Here is a 15,678-nt window from a genome sequence, read left to right on the forward strand (position 1 = left end):
ATATTTAGCTAGTCTCATATTATAGCTAAATTTTGCGTTCGTTATTCCTTGTACTATTTATTTTTTACTGTAATTGCGTCTATTCGCAAGCACTACCTCCTATACAGAACTTTACACCCCTAGATTATAACGGAGAGAATCAAAACTGGGGTATTGCCCAAGGAGAGGCTGGTCACATATATGTAGCTAACAACCATAATTTATTGGAGTACGATGGTGTACGCTGGAATATTTATAAATCACCCAACGCGTCGGTTTTTCGGTCTATAGACACCAAGGACTCCTTGCTGTTTACAGGTCAATATTTAGAGTTTGGATTTTGGGAAAGAGATGATTTTGGGAATTTGAATTATACCTCTATATCCAAGCAGCTTAAAGAACCTATGCTCGAGGACGAGGAGTTTTGGAATATCGTAACGGTAGAAGACTGGGTGTTGTTTCAATCATTGGATAGAATTTATAGCTATAATGTTCAAACTAAGGAATTTGAAATATTAGAAGCTGAATCTAACAAGGCCCATATTTTTAAAGTAGAAGGTACGGTATACTTTCAAAATCAAAATGAAGGTATTTATAGGATTCGGAACGGTAAACCTGTATTGGTTGTTGATGATTCTACCATTAAAGGTAGAGGTGTAGTGGGTATTTATAAAACAGACGATTATCTCACCTTGGTTCTAGATGATGCGCAGATACTTCATGTAAGTGAAAAAGAGAGTGTGGTATCCAGTATACCTACAACGAACGATTTAAAAGGGCTAAATGTATATTGTACGGCACAACTCAGGGACGGTTCTCTTGTTCTAGGAACAATTTCCAAGGGAATTTTTCAAATCAGTAGTACGGGGCAACTTATTAGAAAAATAAATCAGCGTAAAGGTCTTAATAACAATACGGTCTTGGCGGTTTTTCAAGATGTGGATGATAATCTCTGGTTAGGTCTTGATAATGGTTTAAGCATAATAAATCTTAATTCACCTTTCAATGAATATGTGGATAATCTTGGTCGTTTGGGTCTGGTATATACATCAAAATCATTTGACAATAACCTTTATTTAGGCACTAATCAAGGACTTTTTGTTAAGCCAGAAAACACCGAGGACGACTTTAAAATGATAGCCGGTACCGATGGCCAAGTTTGGAGTTTGAGAGCTATTGATAATATTCTTTTTTGTGGTCACAACAAAGGTACCTTTCTTGTTGAGAATAAGAACGCACGTTTAATTTCCAAGCTGCCTGGTACATGGGATATGAAAGCTATCAATGAAAGTGCCGAGGTAATTCTTCAGGGAAATTACGATGGGTTATCTACCCTAAAAAAGGAAAACGGGAATTGGATTTTTGGTAGTAAGATTTCGGGATTCGATATTTCAAGTAGATTTTTTGAAATTCTAGATGACGGTAAAATACTGGTCAATCATGAATACAAAGGGCTATACGAACTCACTGTCGATTCTACTTTTCGCAAAGTACTTCATTCTGAAACACATCCAATTATGGGACATGGTTCTAGTATTTTGGAATATCAGAATAAACTTATTTATACGTCTTTGGATGCAGCTTTTAGAAAAGAGGAAGATAGTTTGGTCTTTAAGCCAGATACGACCCTTATCAGAATGTTGTTCACTGAGGAAGGTGGTGTAACAAGTGCTCTGATACCGGATAAAAAAGCCAATAGGTTTTGGTGCTTTACTAAAAAAGGACTCACCTATGTTGCTCCAAGTGCCTTCAATAGCACCTTGAAAGCGCAAACCATACCAATCCCAACTTTTTTTCGTAAAAGTTTGGGGGTCTTGGGTTTTGAAAATCTTACTGGAATCAAAGATGAAAAATATCTGATTGGCATTTCTAATGGTTATGTAGTGTTAGATGTAGCCAAAGTGAAAGAATCTGTGCATCGTATAAAAATCAACCAAGTCAGTAATCGGTTAGGAATAGAGGAGACTTCCAGAATGTCCCTATCCTCAACGCAGTTATTGCCACATAATCAAAATTCTGTTTCTTTTTATTATGCAGTACCGCAGTATGATAAGTTCAGCGAGGTATTTTATCAATATCGTCTACTTGGGTTGTATGACGAATGGAGTCCATGGGCTAACGTACCGGAGATGTCATTCAATAACTTAGCGTATGGTCCTTACGAATTTCAAGTAAGGGCTAAAGTGGGTAATTCTATTTCAGAGAATATAGCATCGTATACGTTTCAGATAGAGCGACCGTGGTATTGGTCTATATTGGCAATAACCCTATATTTTATTGGTTTAATGGTCGTTCTTTTTGGCGTACACAGATTATATAAGTCGTACTATTCCAAAAAACAAAAAAGAATTCTGAGTATTGAGAAAAAGAAATCGAAGCGGAAAAAACTCAAGGCCGAGAAAGAACTGATTGAAGTAAGAAATGATAAATTAAAGAGTGAGATTGAAGCTAAGAATCGTGAACTGGCCGTAGCCACAATGAGTATGATTAAGAAGAATGAATTTTTGAACGCCATAAAACACGAGCTCACCAAGATTGAAAGTACTTCGGAAATTAAGAGTGTAATTAGGACTATTGACAAAAGCATCACGAATGAAGACGATTGGAAATTTTTTGAAAAAGCGTTTAATAATGCCGATAAGGAGTTTTTAAAAAAGATTAGAAATATCCATCCAGCGCTTTCCCCAAATGATTTAAAGCTTTGCGCCTACCTAAGATTAAATTTGACCTCTAAAGAAATAGCACCCTTACTCAATATTTCTGTTCGTAGTGTTGAGGTAAAACGCTATCGATTGCGTAAGAAATTGGATTTATCTCATGAAAGTAGTCTTACCAAATACATTATGGAGTTATAAACACTACAACAAGATTGAAAATAACCACAACATTACCCATACAATGTTCTATTTTGAGGTAAACTATTAACTTTTTGTATTCTTGTCAACGACACGTTTTTACTTGTGTAATTGCCTATTTGACATTTTTAGTTCATTTTTTTTGAATTGTATGTTTTTTGTAGTGGTAGTTTTTGCGAATTCTTCTATTTACTTTTCTAATTTGCATCATGATATTAAGGAGCCCTCTTCGTAGGTTCTGCTTAATGTGAAATAAAAACTAAACTAAAATCAATTTCAAATGAAAAAGAATTTTGCAACTTTTATCTTTAGTATGGTGAGCATAATTGCGGTTGTCGTTTCTTGTAAGAACGATGACGATATTATGTTGCAGGGTATAATTCCGGAAAACTTGGTAGTAGATACTAACGTCTCAACAGACGGATCAGGTGTGGTGGAAATTACACCAAGTGCGGATAATGCGGTTACGTTTATCGTAAGTTTTGAACCAGATGCTGCTAATGTTGTCGTTGGTAGAGGCGAGACCGCTACTTACAAGTACACTATGACAGGGCAATCTAGCTACGATATCACGGTTACTGCATACAGTATTGGTGGTGGTAAAATTAGTTCTACTGTTACCGTTAATCTCGAAGTAAGTCCCCAGATAGATCCTGAGGTACTTCAAAACTTAGCAGGTGCTGGTTCTAAGAGATGGGTTTGGGCTCAAACGACTGGTGGGCATTTCGGTGTTGGTCCAACAACAGGTGATTTTCCAGAGTTTTTTAGTGCTACACCAAACTCATTGAACCCATGTTTATATGACGACGTTCTAGTATTCAGCTTTGATGCCAATGGTACTTTGACCTATACCCTTGACCCAGGAGCGGACGGCCAGGTTTTTGTAAACTGGACAGAAGTAAACCGATTCTTCCCTGAGGCAAGTCCAGAACAATTTGTAGATGAATGTAGGGATATAAGTGCGCAGGCTAGCTTTCAAAGTGAGTTTAACGTTACAGATAATGTTGATGGTACACGCACTCTTAGCGTAGGAGATAGCTTCCTTAGTTATTGGGCGGTAATTTCCGGAGAATATCAAATTACGGAACTTACAGAAAATAAATTAACCGTAAGGGGAATAAGTCAGCCATTTAATGGTGACGACCCACTAGCCTGGTATAGTACTTTTGTTCCCGAAGGAGACACTAGTGGTGGTGAGCCATTAGTATCGGTTTTCTCTAATCTGGTATGGTCGGACGAGTTTGATGCTGACGGTGCTCCAGATCCTGCAAATTGGACCTATGACCTTGGTAATGGTGATAACGGATGGGGAAATGGTGAGTTACAATCCTACACGGACGATTCTTCAAATGTTATTGTTGAAGGAGGTAATCTAAAGATTACTGCGCGCACTGAGGCTTCTAATGGGCAGGGTATTTATTATTTTGATGACTTACAGTTATTTAATGCGGGAGGTGCTAGCCAAAGTGTAATCCAAGATTTTGAAGGTGCTGCGCCCGCTTTTACTGATTTTGGAGGTGCTTTCTCCGCTGTAATAGCCAATCCTGACGCAAGTGGTTTGAATACGTCGGCTACGGTGGCACAGACTACAAAACCGCAAGGATCCGAAACTTTTGCCGCATCATTCTTTGATGTCACTACGGCAATAGACATCCCCGCTAATCCTGAAATAAGACTTAAAACGTGGTCCCCGATAGCTAATGCGGTTGTTAGGATAAAATTGGAGGATTCTTCCAATGGAGATAACTTTGCAGAAGTTGATGCTATGACGACCGTGGCAGGTGCATGGGAAGAGTTAACTTTTGATTTTAGTGGTGCCGGAGCTTTTAATTATGATAGAGTTGTAATATTCTTTGATTTTGGTAACCCAGGAACGGCTGGTGCCGGATTCTCCTCTGCTAGAATAAAAACGGAAGGATTACAGGAGTTTACGTACGGAAGGGTGGCCGCTAGGGCCAAACTACCCACTGGAGGCGGTACTTGGCCTGCTATTTGGATGTTAGGAGGAGATTACCTAACAAACCCTTGGCCAGCAGCGGGTGAAATGGATATTATGGAGCACGTAGGCAATCAACAAGACATTGTATTTGCCTCCACACATGATTCAAATAATTTTGGTGGTAATGCTAGAACAGGTTCTACATTGGTTGAGGGTGCATCCGAGGATTTCCATCTGTACGAAATGGAATGGACGGAAACAGAAATTAAATTTGCCGTGGATGGTATAGTCTACCACACCGTGAGCAATGACGGCACCTTACCGTTCAATAAAGATTTCTTCTTTATTCTGAACGTTGCCATGGGAGGAAATTTTGGCGGTACCGTTGATCCTGCCTTTACGGAGTCTAGCATGGAAATAGATTATATAAGAATGTATCAGTAGTAGATTTGTTACTACTGCAGATTTGAAGGCCAGTATTCGTTACTGGCCTTTTTCATCTAAGGTTGTCAATCTAGTATCAAACCAATTACTTTTTGAAACAGTTTGCTTGATGAAAATGAAAGCTACCACTTCTATAAATATTCTTATTAGTTTAACTGTGGCCTTGGGTGGTTTCTTTAATTCCTTTAGTGAGTGTTTCTGTTACTCAGGTGTTCCCTGGGAACTTTCGAATTTACGTCCTACGATGACCTTAGGTATTTATGCACTGTTCTCCTTTTTGGCAATCTTGTTTGTACATGGATTCGTGGTGGAAACTAAAGGGAAATCTTTAGAAGAATTAGAACAGATGCTGATTAAAAATTAATTTTAAAATTTTCCGGTAAAGGAAAGAACATTTATAAAGTTTAGAATATGGATTATATCCAAATTAAAAACGAGGGCTATTACAAAATCACGAATAGTGATGGACTTCGCCCTTTTTTCATGAGTATTGTAAGTGATTCCAATCACTGGATGTTCATATCAAGTAATGGTGGACTAACCGCGGGTAGAAAGAATAGCAACTATGCCCTATTTCCTTATTACACGGATGATAAAATTACGGAATCGTATGAAATTACGGGTAGTAAGTCCATCTTTGTTGTAAATGTAGATGGAGAAAAGAGGGTTTGGGAGCCATTCTCCGATCGGTACACCGGGGTTTTTACGTTTACACGCAACCTGTATAAAAACGAGTACGGGAATAAGATTATTTTTGAAGAAATAAACCATGATCTTGGATTGACCTACCAATGTCATTGGAATTCTAGTAATAAATATGGATTTGTAAAACGAAGCAAGCTCATAAACAATACGGAGACCGCCATTGAAATAAACCTTTTGGACGGTTTACAAAATATCATGCCTTACGGAGTTGAGCCCGTATCTCAACAAGTAGCAAGTAATTTAGTAGATGCCTATAAAAAAAGTGAATTGCTTTCCCGTTCTGGACTCGGTATTTTTACGCTAAGTGCAATTATAGTCGATAAAGCGGAACCTAGTGAAGCACTTAAGGCCAATATTGTTTGGTCCAAGGGGCTGGAGCATTCAAAAGTGCTATTGTCTTCTTTGCAATTGGATACCTTCAGAAAAAGCGGAACTATTGTTCAAGAAGAGGACATACGGGCCGAGAAAGGAGCTTATTTTGTTGTTTCCCATATAGAGCTTACACCAAAGGCAGAGAAAGAGTGGGTTTTGGTAGCCGATGTTAACAAGGGACCATCAGATGTGGTACGTATTGCAGAGACTATTATCAAGGAGAAACAGTTAATAGATGCTATCTATGAAGATATTGAGATAGGCACCCAAAATCTTTTAACGCTGACGATGGCGGCTGATGGAAAGCAACTTACGGCTGATAAAAGAAAGAATACCAGGCACTACGCTAACGTCTTGTTCAATATGATGCGAGGAGGGATTTTTGACGATAACTACAATGTTGAAAAAAGAGATTTTAAAAAGTATTTAAAAAAGGCCAACATTAAGGTTTTTGATAGAGTCGACGACCTATTAAGGAAGCTCCCGGAAGTATTTGACCGTAAGGAACTTTCCAATATCGCTTGGCATAGTATAGATAAAGATTTTAGCAGATTGTGTTTTGAATATCTTCCATTAAAATTTAGTCGCAGACATGGTGATCCAAGCCGTCCTTGGAACAAGTTTTCTATTAATACCCATAGTGAAGTTGACGGATCTAAAATTTTGGATTACGAAGGTAATTGGAGGGATATTTTTCAAAACTGGGAAGCTCTGGCGCATTCGTATCCAGATTTCATCGAAAATATGATCCACAAATTCTTGAATGCAACTACCTTTGACGGCTATAATCCTTACAGGGTTACCAAAGGGGGTTACGACTGGGAAGTCATAGAACCAGATGACCCATGGTCCTATATTGGATATTGGGGTGACCACCAAATAATCTATTTGCTGAAGTTTTTAGAATTTATCGAAAAACATCAACCAAATAAATTAGCGGCGTATTTTAACGAAGATTTCTTTGTTTATGCTAATGTACCTTACATCATCAAGGATTATGATTCTATCTTGAAAAATCCGAAGGATACAATCGATTTTAATCATGCATTGGATGCTCAATTACGGGTTAACCGAAATGAAATAGGTGCTGATGGCGCTCTATGGACTGCTGGCGCACAGGGTGTTTATAAAGTAAATTTAATTGAAAAGTTGCTAGCAACACTTTTGGCAAAGTGCTCTAATTTTATACCGGAAGCCGGTATATGGTTAACCACGCAGAGGCCTGAGTGGAACGATGCCAATAATGCCCTTGTTGGCAATGGTGTGTCTATGGTAACCTTGTATTATATGCGGCGTTTCCTAACATTTTTAGAGGATGTCTTGATAAACTCTTCAATGGAAACTGTAAAAATATCATCAGAACTATTGGAGTTTTTTAATAGTACATTACAAACTTTAAAGACTTACCAAGAACTCTTATCGAACAATTTTTCCGATAAGGACAGAAAAAAGGTAATGGATGGGCTTGGGCTATCTGCTAGCAATTATAGAAATACGATTTATCAAAAAGGTTTTTCTGGTCAAAAAAAAGCTGTTAATAAAAAGGATATACAAGTATTCGCGGAACTTTTTCTTCAATATATTGACCATGCTATTAAAGCCAACAAAAGATCGGATAAGCTATACCATGCTTATAATTTAATGACCCTAGAAAATAACGAAGAGGTTTCCATTTCATATCTGAACGAAATGTTAGAAGGTCAAGTGGCCGTGTTGAGTTCTGGTTATTTAACCTCAGGAGAAGCTTTAGAAGTACTGGATGCGCTGAAAGCGAGTAAGCTTTTTAGAGAAGACCAATATAGCTACCTGCTCTATCCAAATAAAGAACTACCGCGTTTTACCGAAAGAAACAATATCCCTGCGGAAGAGGTTCAAAAGTCAAAACTTTTACGAGCGCTTCTGAAAGAAGATAATAGGGAAATTATTGAACAAGATATAAAAGGGGATTTCCATTTCAACGGTAATTTCAATAATGCCGCTAGTTTGAATGAGGCTTTAAATGGTCTAGGTCGGGCTCACCAGGATTTGGTTGGAAAAGAAAAAGAACTCCTGCTTCAAACTTTTGAGAAAGTTTTTAATCATAAAGCATTTACGGGACGCTCGGGAACTTTTTATGGTTATGAAGGTCTTGGGTCCATTTATTGGCACATGGTATCTAAGCTACTTCTAGCGGTTCAAGAGTGCTGTATTAAGGCTATTGATGAACAGGTAAGTGAAGAGGTCATAGGTAGATTAAAGGAGCACTATTATGAAATTAATGCAGGTATAGGAGTGCATAAATCACCCGAATTATATGGAGCGTTCCCAACAGACCCTTATTCTCACACTCCTGGCGGCAAAGGAGCACAGCAACCGGGGATGACAGGTCAAGTAAAGGAGGATATTCTTACCCGCTTTGGTGAACTCGGAGTTTTTGCGGAAAAAGGGCAGTTGTTTTTTGCCCCCACTCTTTTATTACTCAAAGAATTTTTGGACAGCTCTGTTAAAATGGAATACATAGGGCTTAACGGCCAACATGAGCATATTGTTATAAAGAGAGATCAACTGGGGTTCACTTACTGCCAAGTACCAATAGTATATGAATTGTCAGATGAGAATAGTACCATAGTGCATTTAAGTGATGGCGACGATATTAGAATCGAATCTTTAGAATTGAGTAGGGATTTGAGTGTTTCTCTTTTCGCCAGAGATGGCACTATAAAACGAATACATGTTTACTTAAAAAGATAGCGCTATGCGGTTTAAAACTCTCTTACTTTCTTTTGTGGTCGCTATTTCTTGTAAAAGCCTTAATGTAGATTACTTCCCTATCACTATTGAAGGTAATAAACTTTTGGTAAACAATGAACTTTATGTAATCAAGGGTATTTGCTATCATCCGGTGCCTAAAAACAGTAGTAAAAGAGATTTTTCAAACCTAACTGAAGACCTTTCCTTAATGACTGAATTAGGTATTAATACCATTCGGGTCTATGAACCTATAGATGATAAGGCTGTTCTAGATGAAATTGCGTTTTCAGGTATAAAGCTGATTATCGGATTTGGATATAACCAAAATGGTATCTACGATATCGCTTCTGGTACCTATTTAGATTATATCGAGAAATACAAAAAGCATTCAGCCATTTTAATGTGGGAACTGGGTAATGAGTACAATTACCATCCAGAATGGTTTAAAGATGACATTGCGAACTGGTACCGGGCAATGAACACTGCTGCTTTGGAAATCAAAGGAGTAGATGGTAATCATCCGGTAACAACGGCTCATGGTGAATTACCGGACGATTTGGCCTTGAGAATGTCACCCAATATTGATGTATGGGGAATGAACGTTTATCGTTGGGATAACCCCAAAGCCATATTTATAGAATGGAACAGTATTAGTAAAAAACCAATGTACCTTTCCGAGGCAGGTGGAGACAGTTATATGACGATAACTAAGAGTGGTTATAAGCAGGGAGAAAATCAAAAGGCGCAAGCCGATGCCAACAAAAAAATATTGGACGTGGTTTTCGAAAATTTGGATGTTACCTTGGGCGTAAGCCTCTTTTCATTTACAGATGGTTGGTGGAAAGCTGGCGAAAATGACAAACAAAACCTTGGTGGTCGGGCACCGAACAGTACTGGGGTTCCATATGATGGCACACCCAACGAGGAATATTGGGGTGTTGTGGATATTGACCGGAATAGGAAAGAAACTTTTGAGATTATTAAAACGAAGTATAACAGTATTTCTGATACGAACTAAAACGAAGAGCATGGCAAAGATGAAAAGCAAATTAGTGGTAGAAACTAAAGTTCCTATGGGGCAAAAAATTGCATTTGGCATAGGTATGTTGGCCAATCAAATGTTTCCTGCGGCATTGGGAATATTTATGGTCGTATTGGTCCAGGATTTGGGTTTTCCTGGTTGGATGTGGGGAGTTATATTTTTCTTTCCACGAATTTTTGACTGTTTTACCGATCCCGTAATGGGTTTTATTTCTGACAATACTAAGTCCAAATGGGGTCGTAGACGGCAATACGTCATATTCGGTGGCCTCCTAATGGGCTTAGCATTCATTGTAATGTGGCAGTTGTATAGAGAAGACGGGATTGACTATAATTTCACCTATTTTATGGTTTGGTCGTTTATATTCTATCTAGGGCTAACCATTTTCAGTGTACCGTATGTCGCTATGGGATATGAGATGAGTAACGATTTCCATGAGCGCACGGATATTATGGCCATTGCTCAATGGATTGGTCAGTGGGCATGGGTCATAGCTCCTTGGTTCTGGGTAATTATGTATGACCCGGATTGGTTTCAATCTGCAGAGATTGCCACAAGATCCTTGGCCGTTTGGGTCGGAATTGTTTTTACTATTTGTGCTATTGTTCCAGGGATATTCATAAAAAGTAAATCTACCGTAAATGAAAATTATTCCCCCCTTAATCTAAAGAATATAGGAAACAGTTTAAAGGAAATAGGGTCTGGTTTTGCAAGTGCCTTTAAATTAAAACCGTTCAGGAAGCTTTGTATCTCCACATTCTTGGTTTATAACGCCTTTTACACCATTGCTTCCTTTTCGTTCTTTATTATAGTTCATCATCTTTTTAAGGGTGATACCGCTGCAGCAGGAATCTGGCCAACATTATTTGGCTGTTTAGGAGCACTTGGCACCACTTTCCTTGTAATCCCTATTGTTGCAAAATTGTCCAAAGTATTCGGAAAAAAACGTGCCTTTTTAATTTCCCAAGGAATATCCGTTCTTGGCTACATTATGTTGTGGTTTCTTTTTATACCAGGTAAGCCTTATATGTTCATAATAGCGCTTCCATTCTTTTCTTTTGGTATTGGAAGCCTGTTTGTACTGATGATGTCCATGACGGCTGATGTAATAGATTTGGACGAGCTTATAAGTGGTTTAAGAAGAGAAGGTACTTTTGGGGCCATTTACTGGTGGATGGTGAAGTTTGGTTTTGCCATAGCCGGAGGCCTTAGCGGTCTTATACTGAGTCTGGTTGGTTTCGATGCAGGAGCGACTGTTCAGCCAGAAGGGGCAGTCGATGGGTTAAGACTGGCTTTCTCCGGAATACCCATTCTAGGTACCCTTATAGCAATGTACTTAATGCGGGATTATAGCATTACGGAAGATCGCGCCAATGAAATTAGGGTGCAACTTGAAGAAAGAAATGCGTGATTTCACTAGACAGGATTATCCCTAGTTGTGGCTTAGGCATGGGCCTTTAAAAATAAATTTCCTTAACAAGGGCATTCATTGAGTCGAGACGTTGGTCCTAAATGGGAGGATGCGAACTTCTAAATAAACTAATCTTCATATTATTATAATACGGCGGTGAAAGCATTAACTTGGTAAAAGTCAAAATAACTTATGGTCGCGTAGTTTCTTTTAGTGTGGTAATTTTTCTCTTACCATTCCGTATGCGAAGGTTCCCAACAGCGCTGCCGCTATAACTATGAGAATAGGAAATACGCCAGCACCTATTAGGATGTACATTGGTCCAGGACAAGCTCCTGCTAATGCCCAACCTAAACCAAAAATTGTACCACCTAGAATATAACGCGCTATGCTCTTGTTTTTTGGAGTTAGGGCTATAGGGTTATCTTCAATACTTTTTACCTTGAATCGCTTTATAAAGAAAAGCCCAATGATTCCGAGTGTTACTGCCGAACCTATGATGCCATACATGTGAAAGGATTGAAATTTGAACATTTCAAAAATACGGTACCAAGAAACAGCTTCAGATTTCACAAGAACAATCCCGAAGAATATACCGACCAAAAGGAATTTTAAAAATTTCATATTAAAATAATAAAGGTAGAATAAAATGTGTCATGATCAAACCTCCGACGAAAAAGCCCATTACCGCTATCAAGGAGGGGAGCTGAAGATTACTTAACCCCGTAATGGCATGACCGGAAGTACAACCCCCGGCGTATCTAGTTCCAAAACCTACCAAGAACCCCGCAATAATTAATATACACATACCTTTAAAGGTTAAAACGGCGTTCCATCCATATATTTCATTAGGTAATAATGTATGTCCGGCTGCATTAAAATTCATTTCAGCCAAGTCGGTAATAGTTTCTTCACTCAATTGAATTGGGGTGCCATCCGATAGAAATTGTGTTGCTATAAATCCGCCAACGATAGCTCCAAGTACCATAACTAGATTCCATCGCTGCGCTTTCCAATCAAACTGAAAAAAGGTAACGTATTTCCCAGCTCCTGATAAGGTGCAAAGTGTCCTGAGATTGGAAGACATACCAAAAGTCTTACCAAAATAAACCAAAGTTAATAATATGAGGGCAATAAGAGGCCCAGAGACAAACCAAGGCCATGGTTGTAGCAGATATTCCATAGAATATTTAATTTAATATTCCTGAAAGGTCATTAAACTTTTTGAAACAACAAAATGAACGGAAGTTGGATATTCCGGCTTACATGATATACAGATACATGATAATAAATGCCATAGCAAAACAAAAGAACACAAAAAAAGATAGAAAGTGCTCTAATACAAAGCCAATAAACTTGTTAATCTTCTGGTATATAGTTCTGGTTGACATAATTATTACCTGTTGATTTCATAACCATTGAAAGTTAAAGATCAACTGATATAGTAATTTGTCACAAAAAATCAGATGAAATGATGTTATAAGGGGTAATCGGTAAGGATATAGAGGAAAGGTCGATAATAGGTTTGAAATCTTGGTCAAATGGAAAAACCTCTTACTGGATAAGAGGTCTTATTTTATACATTACGTGTAAATTGAAATTTACCGCATAATACAAAAAAGGATATTTTAGTTCGTGTAATGGTTTAAATGAATTAAACTAATGGAACGCCATTTAGACGTTTTTCAATTTTCTTCTTTTTTTCCGTAACACGTTTCATTACGTCCATAAGGTTAGAATCCTTCGTTTCCTTGTATATCTCGTTAATACTTAATATTAATGCCTTAGCTTCTCTAGATGCTTCCACTCTATCACTAGTGGACATGTTGCTCATCTTCCGCTTAATAAATTCCTCAGCTTTATCCAATAACTCCATTGATGTTTTTTTTCAAAGTTAATATAAAATTCAAATTACGCAACTCTTTGGCAATTGTATCTAACTATAGTGTAATTAGATTCATCCATTTATGAATAATTTAACTAAAAAAGCGGCAAAATTTGAGCTAATGGGCCTTTGAAAGAAAATTTACGACTTTTAGGTTTTGGTTTGGTAGAGCTTAAGGAACAAGGGAAGATTTGAATATATAATTAGTAAGCTTGATTTGACACATGGCCTTTCGGTTCACTCGTTACCTCGAAAGGATTGGCTGCGCCCCTCCCTCAAAGCTCCGCTTTGAAAATGGTTTAAATAAAAAAACGCTCAAGCGAGCTTGGCGTTTTTTCTAATCGAACCATTTATTCGTGACCTCGACAGGATTCAAACCTATCTTGTAAGTGTCAGATTTTTATGGTGTTTAGGAGCATTCAAGATTCAGAGGTAGTTAAACAACTACCTTTTTGATTGAACTAGATTGTTGTAAAATGAATTCCAATCTTTCATAAAGATAAACCAAATACAAACAAACTTGTTAAAATAATATTACCACTTCCTTCCATTTTAAGTTTTCCCCTAATCTTTTAATTCACTTACCGAGCTTTCGCCTTTACTTTTTTGTCAGCAAAACAACAACATTCAGTTTTGAACTACGGCATAAACCAGGCTCATACTTCGCACTTCTTATACGTCTTATCAAACCTGAATATTGAATCAGACAGAGCATCAAAAAAGGTAACAACGAAGGCTCTATGGGAAGTAAATCAAAGTATCGAATCATGAAATCATCTCAAAATATCCAAAAAGGAAGTGGAAATAAAAAAATCAAAAAAGGAAAACACTCTGGATATAATAAGTAAATCACTTTAAAAAAAATGAATATTAATTTTTAAACATATAGTTATGAGTAGCATTAAAAATCACGTACAATTAATTGGGAATGTTGGGCAAGAGCCTTCAATCACTAAACTAGAAAACGGAAAGAAAGTAGCTCGTTTTTCGTTAGCCACAAATGAATATTACAAGAACTCTAAAGATGAAAAGCAAACCGACACCAATTGGCATGCCATTGTGGCTTGGGGTAAAACGGCTGAAATTATAGAGCAATATGTAGGTAAAGGAAAAGAGATTGGACTAGTCGGAAAACTTAAAACTAGGACCTACACCACAGATGATGGAAACCAACGCTATGTTACCGAAGTGGAAGCAAATGAAATTCTACTCCTAGGTAGTAAATAAAAAAGAAAGAGGGCAACTCCTGGTAGTGTGTGCCCTCTTTTTTCATTATTAATCTCTTAAGAAAGAAACAATGAAAGACAAAGTTAATGAAATACAGATAAGCTACAAGGATAGAATTAGCATATCCAAATCACCTAGCATCAAATGTTCATCTGATGCTGCAGAATTGCTATTCGAGTATTGGGATAAGAACACTATAGCACTATATGAAAACTTTAAAGTAGTCCTTTTGAACAACTCGAATGGGGTTAAAGGTATTTATGAGCTTTCAAAAGGTGGGATTACAGGAACTCTAGTGGACATAAGAATCTTATTTGCTACAGTATTAAAATCCCTAACTGTGGGGATTATTTTATCACACAATCACCCATCTGGAAAATTGCAAGCAAGTAATGCTGATATTCAATTGACCAAAAAAATACAGAAAGCAGCTCAGTTTTTTGACATAGCGGTTTTGGATCATGTAATCATTGCCCCAAATGGCAGCTTCTATAGTTTCGCTGATAATGGAATATTATAATTGGATAGTTATGATTTACCTAAAGTTTCAGGATCTAAGCGAAGAAAAGCAAGAGGAACTATTGAAGGTTTCTAGAGAGCATGTTACCTACCTGTTTGGGGATTCCATTAAAAAATATGTGGACAAAACAGGAGCAGATTTTGAACATTTGATAGATGAGAAAACCATTAAAAACCTCTATACCTACGATTACGTTTTTAATATCTAAAAAGCTAAAACAGCACAAAAAGACCTTTCTATTATGAAGGGTCTTTTTTTAGTTTGAACCCTTAAATTTTGTAACTTCATCAAGCTGAAATATAGCAGGGTTACTGTATGGTCGATGACTATTTTGATTTGACTTTCCTAAGACCATACACATCAAAAACAAATAATAAAGGAATCGTATTCCGATAAAGAGCAATTGTCCTTTTTGGTCAAATTGTGTGATTTTTTGTCCCGTTTGCGGGACGAAAAGGAGCAGCAAGAGGGTAACACGCATAGCGATGTTACGAATTATAAGTATTTGAAAAACAGTTAGATATAAATTTTATAAACCGAAATGTTTTTTGGATTTGCAGCAAATTGCT

At 37.5% G+C, this 15,678-nt stretch carries 12 protein-coding genes; 9 read left to right on the top strand and 3 right to left on the bottom strand.

Features of this window, described 5'->3' with window-relative positions:
• Window positions 1-32 precede the first annotated feature (32 nt).
• The 6 genes from BFP77_RS04245 to BFP77_RS04270 all read left to right on the top strand — a co-directional run bounded on the left by BFP77_RS04245 (window position 33) and on the right by BFP77_RS04270 (window position 11,477).
• Window positions 33-2,834, top strand: coding sequence for a triple tyrosine motif-containing protein (locus tag BFP77_RS04245; protein WP_099572823.1), 2,802 nt, complete (start codon window positions 33-35; stop codon window positions 2,832-2,834).
• A gap of 280 nt (window positions 2,835-3,114) precedes the next feature.
• Complete coding sequence (locus tag BFP77_RS17240; protein WP_257212857.1) at window positions 3,115-5,217, top strand: glycoside hydrolase family 16 protein; 2,103 nt, start codon at window positions 3,115-3,117, stop codon at window positions 5,215-5,217.
• Between the two features lie 109 nt (window positions 5,218-5,326).
• A complete protein-coding gene (locus tag BFP77_RS04255) occupies window positions 5,327-5,581 on the top strand; it encodes an MFS transporter (protein ID WP_099572824.1) in 255 nt (84 codons plus the stop codon).
• A gap of 47 nt (window positions 5,582-5,628) precedes the next feature.
• Window positions 5,629-9,024 carry a hypothetical protein gene (locus BFP77_RS04260; RefSeq protein WP_099572825.1) on the top strand — a complete coding sequence of 1,132 codons (3,396 nt, stop codon included), beginning with the start codon at window positions 5,629-5,631 and terminating at the stop codon, window positions 9,022-9,024.
• Between the two features lie 4 nt (window positions 9,025-9,028).
• Window positions 9,029-10,042, top strand: a complete 1,014-nt coding sequence (locus BFP77_RS04265) for a glycoside hydrolase family 2 TIM barrel-domain containing protein (RefSeq protein ID WP_143751841.1) — start codon at window positions 9,029-9,031, stop codon at window positions 10,040-10,042.
• Between the two features lie 10 nt (window positions 10,043-10,052).
• Window positions 10,053-11,477, top strand: coding sequence for an MFS transporter (locus BFP77_RS04270; protein ID WP_257212858.1), 1,425 nt, complete (start codon window positions 10,053-10,055; stop codon window positions 11,475-11,477).
• 210 nt (window positions 11,478-11,687) lie between these two features.
• On the opposite strand, the gene BFP77_RS04275 is transcribed toward BFP77_RS04270, so the two are convergent.
• The 3 genes from BFP77_RS04275 to BFP77_RS04285 form a co-directional block, all read right to left on the bottom strand.
• Window positions 11,688-12,101 (bottom strand): DUF6691 family protein, encoded by a 414-nt coding sequence (locus BFP77_RS04275; RefSeq protein WP_099572826.1) that lies wholly within the window; start codon window positions 12,099-12,101, stop codon window positions 11,688-11,690.
• 1 nt (window position 12,102) lies between these two features.
• Entirely contained in the window at window positions 12,103-12,660 is a 558-nt protein-coding gene (locus BFP77_RS04280; RefSeq protein WP_099572827.1) for a YeeE/YedE family protein, read from the bottom strand.
• A 471-nt stretch (window positions 12,661-13,131) separates the two neighbouring features.
• Window positions 13,132-13,353 (bottom strand): hypothetical protein, encoded by a 222-nt coding sequence (locus BFP77_RS04285; RefSeq protein WP_099572828.1) that lies wholly within the window; start codon window positions 13,351-13,353, stop codon window positions 13,132-13,134.
• 900 nt (window positions 13,354-14,253) lie between these two features.
• Between BFP77_RS04285 and BFP77_RS04290 the strand changes: the two genes are divergently transcribed.
• The 3 genes from BFP77_RS04290 (at window position 14,254) to BFP77_RS04300 (ending at window position 15,317) form a co-directional block, all read left to right on the top strand.
• Window positions 14,254-14,589 carry a single-stranded DNA-binding protein gene (locus tag BFP77_RS04290; protein ID WP_099572829.1) on the top strand — a complete coding sequence of 112 codons (336 nt, stop codon included), beginning with the start codon at window positions 14,254-14,256 and terminating at the stop codon, window positions 14,587-14,589.
• A 70-nt stretch (window positions 14,590-14,659) separates the two neighbouring features.
• Entirely contained in the window at window positions 14,660-15,109 is a 450-nt protein-coding gene (locus tag BFP77_RS04295) for a JAB domain-containing protein (RefSeq protein ID WP_099572830.1), read from the top strand.
• Between the two features lie 10 nt (window positions 15,110-15,119).
• The gene (locus BFP77_RS04300; RefSeq protein WP_099572858.1) at window positions 15,120-15,317 is read left to right on the top strand and encodes a hypothetical protein; all 198 of its coding nucleotides are present in this window, start codon (window positions 15,120-15,122) and stop codon (window positions 15,315-15,317) included.
• Window positions 15,318-15,678 lie beyond the last annotated feature (361 nt).

The organism is Maribacter sp. 4U21, assembly GCF_002742365.1.
Classification (GTDB): Bacteria; Bacteroidota; Bacteroidia; order Flavobacteriales; family Flavobacteriaceae; genus Maribacter.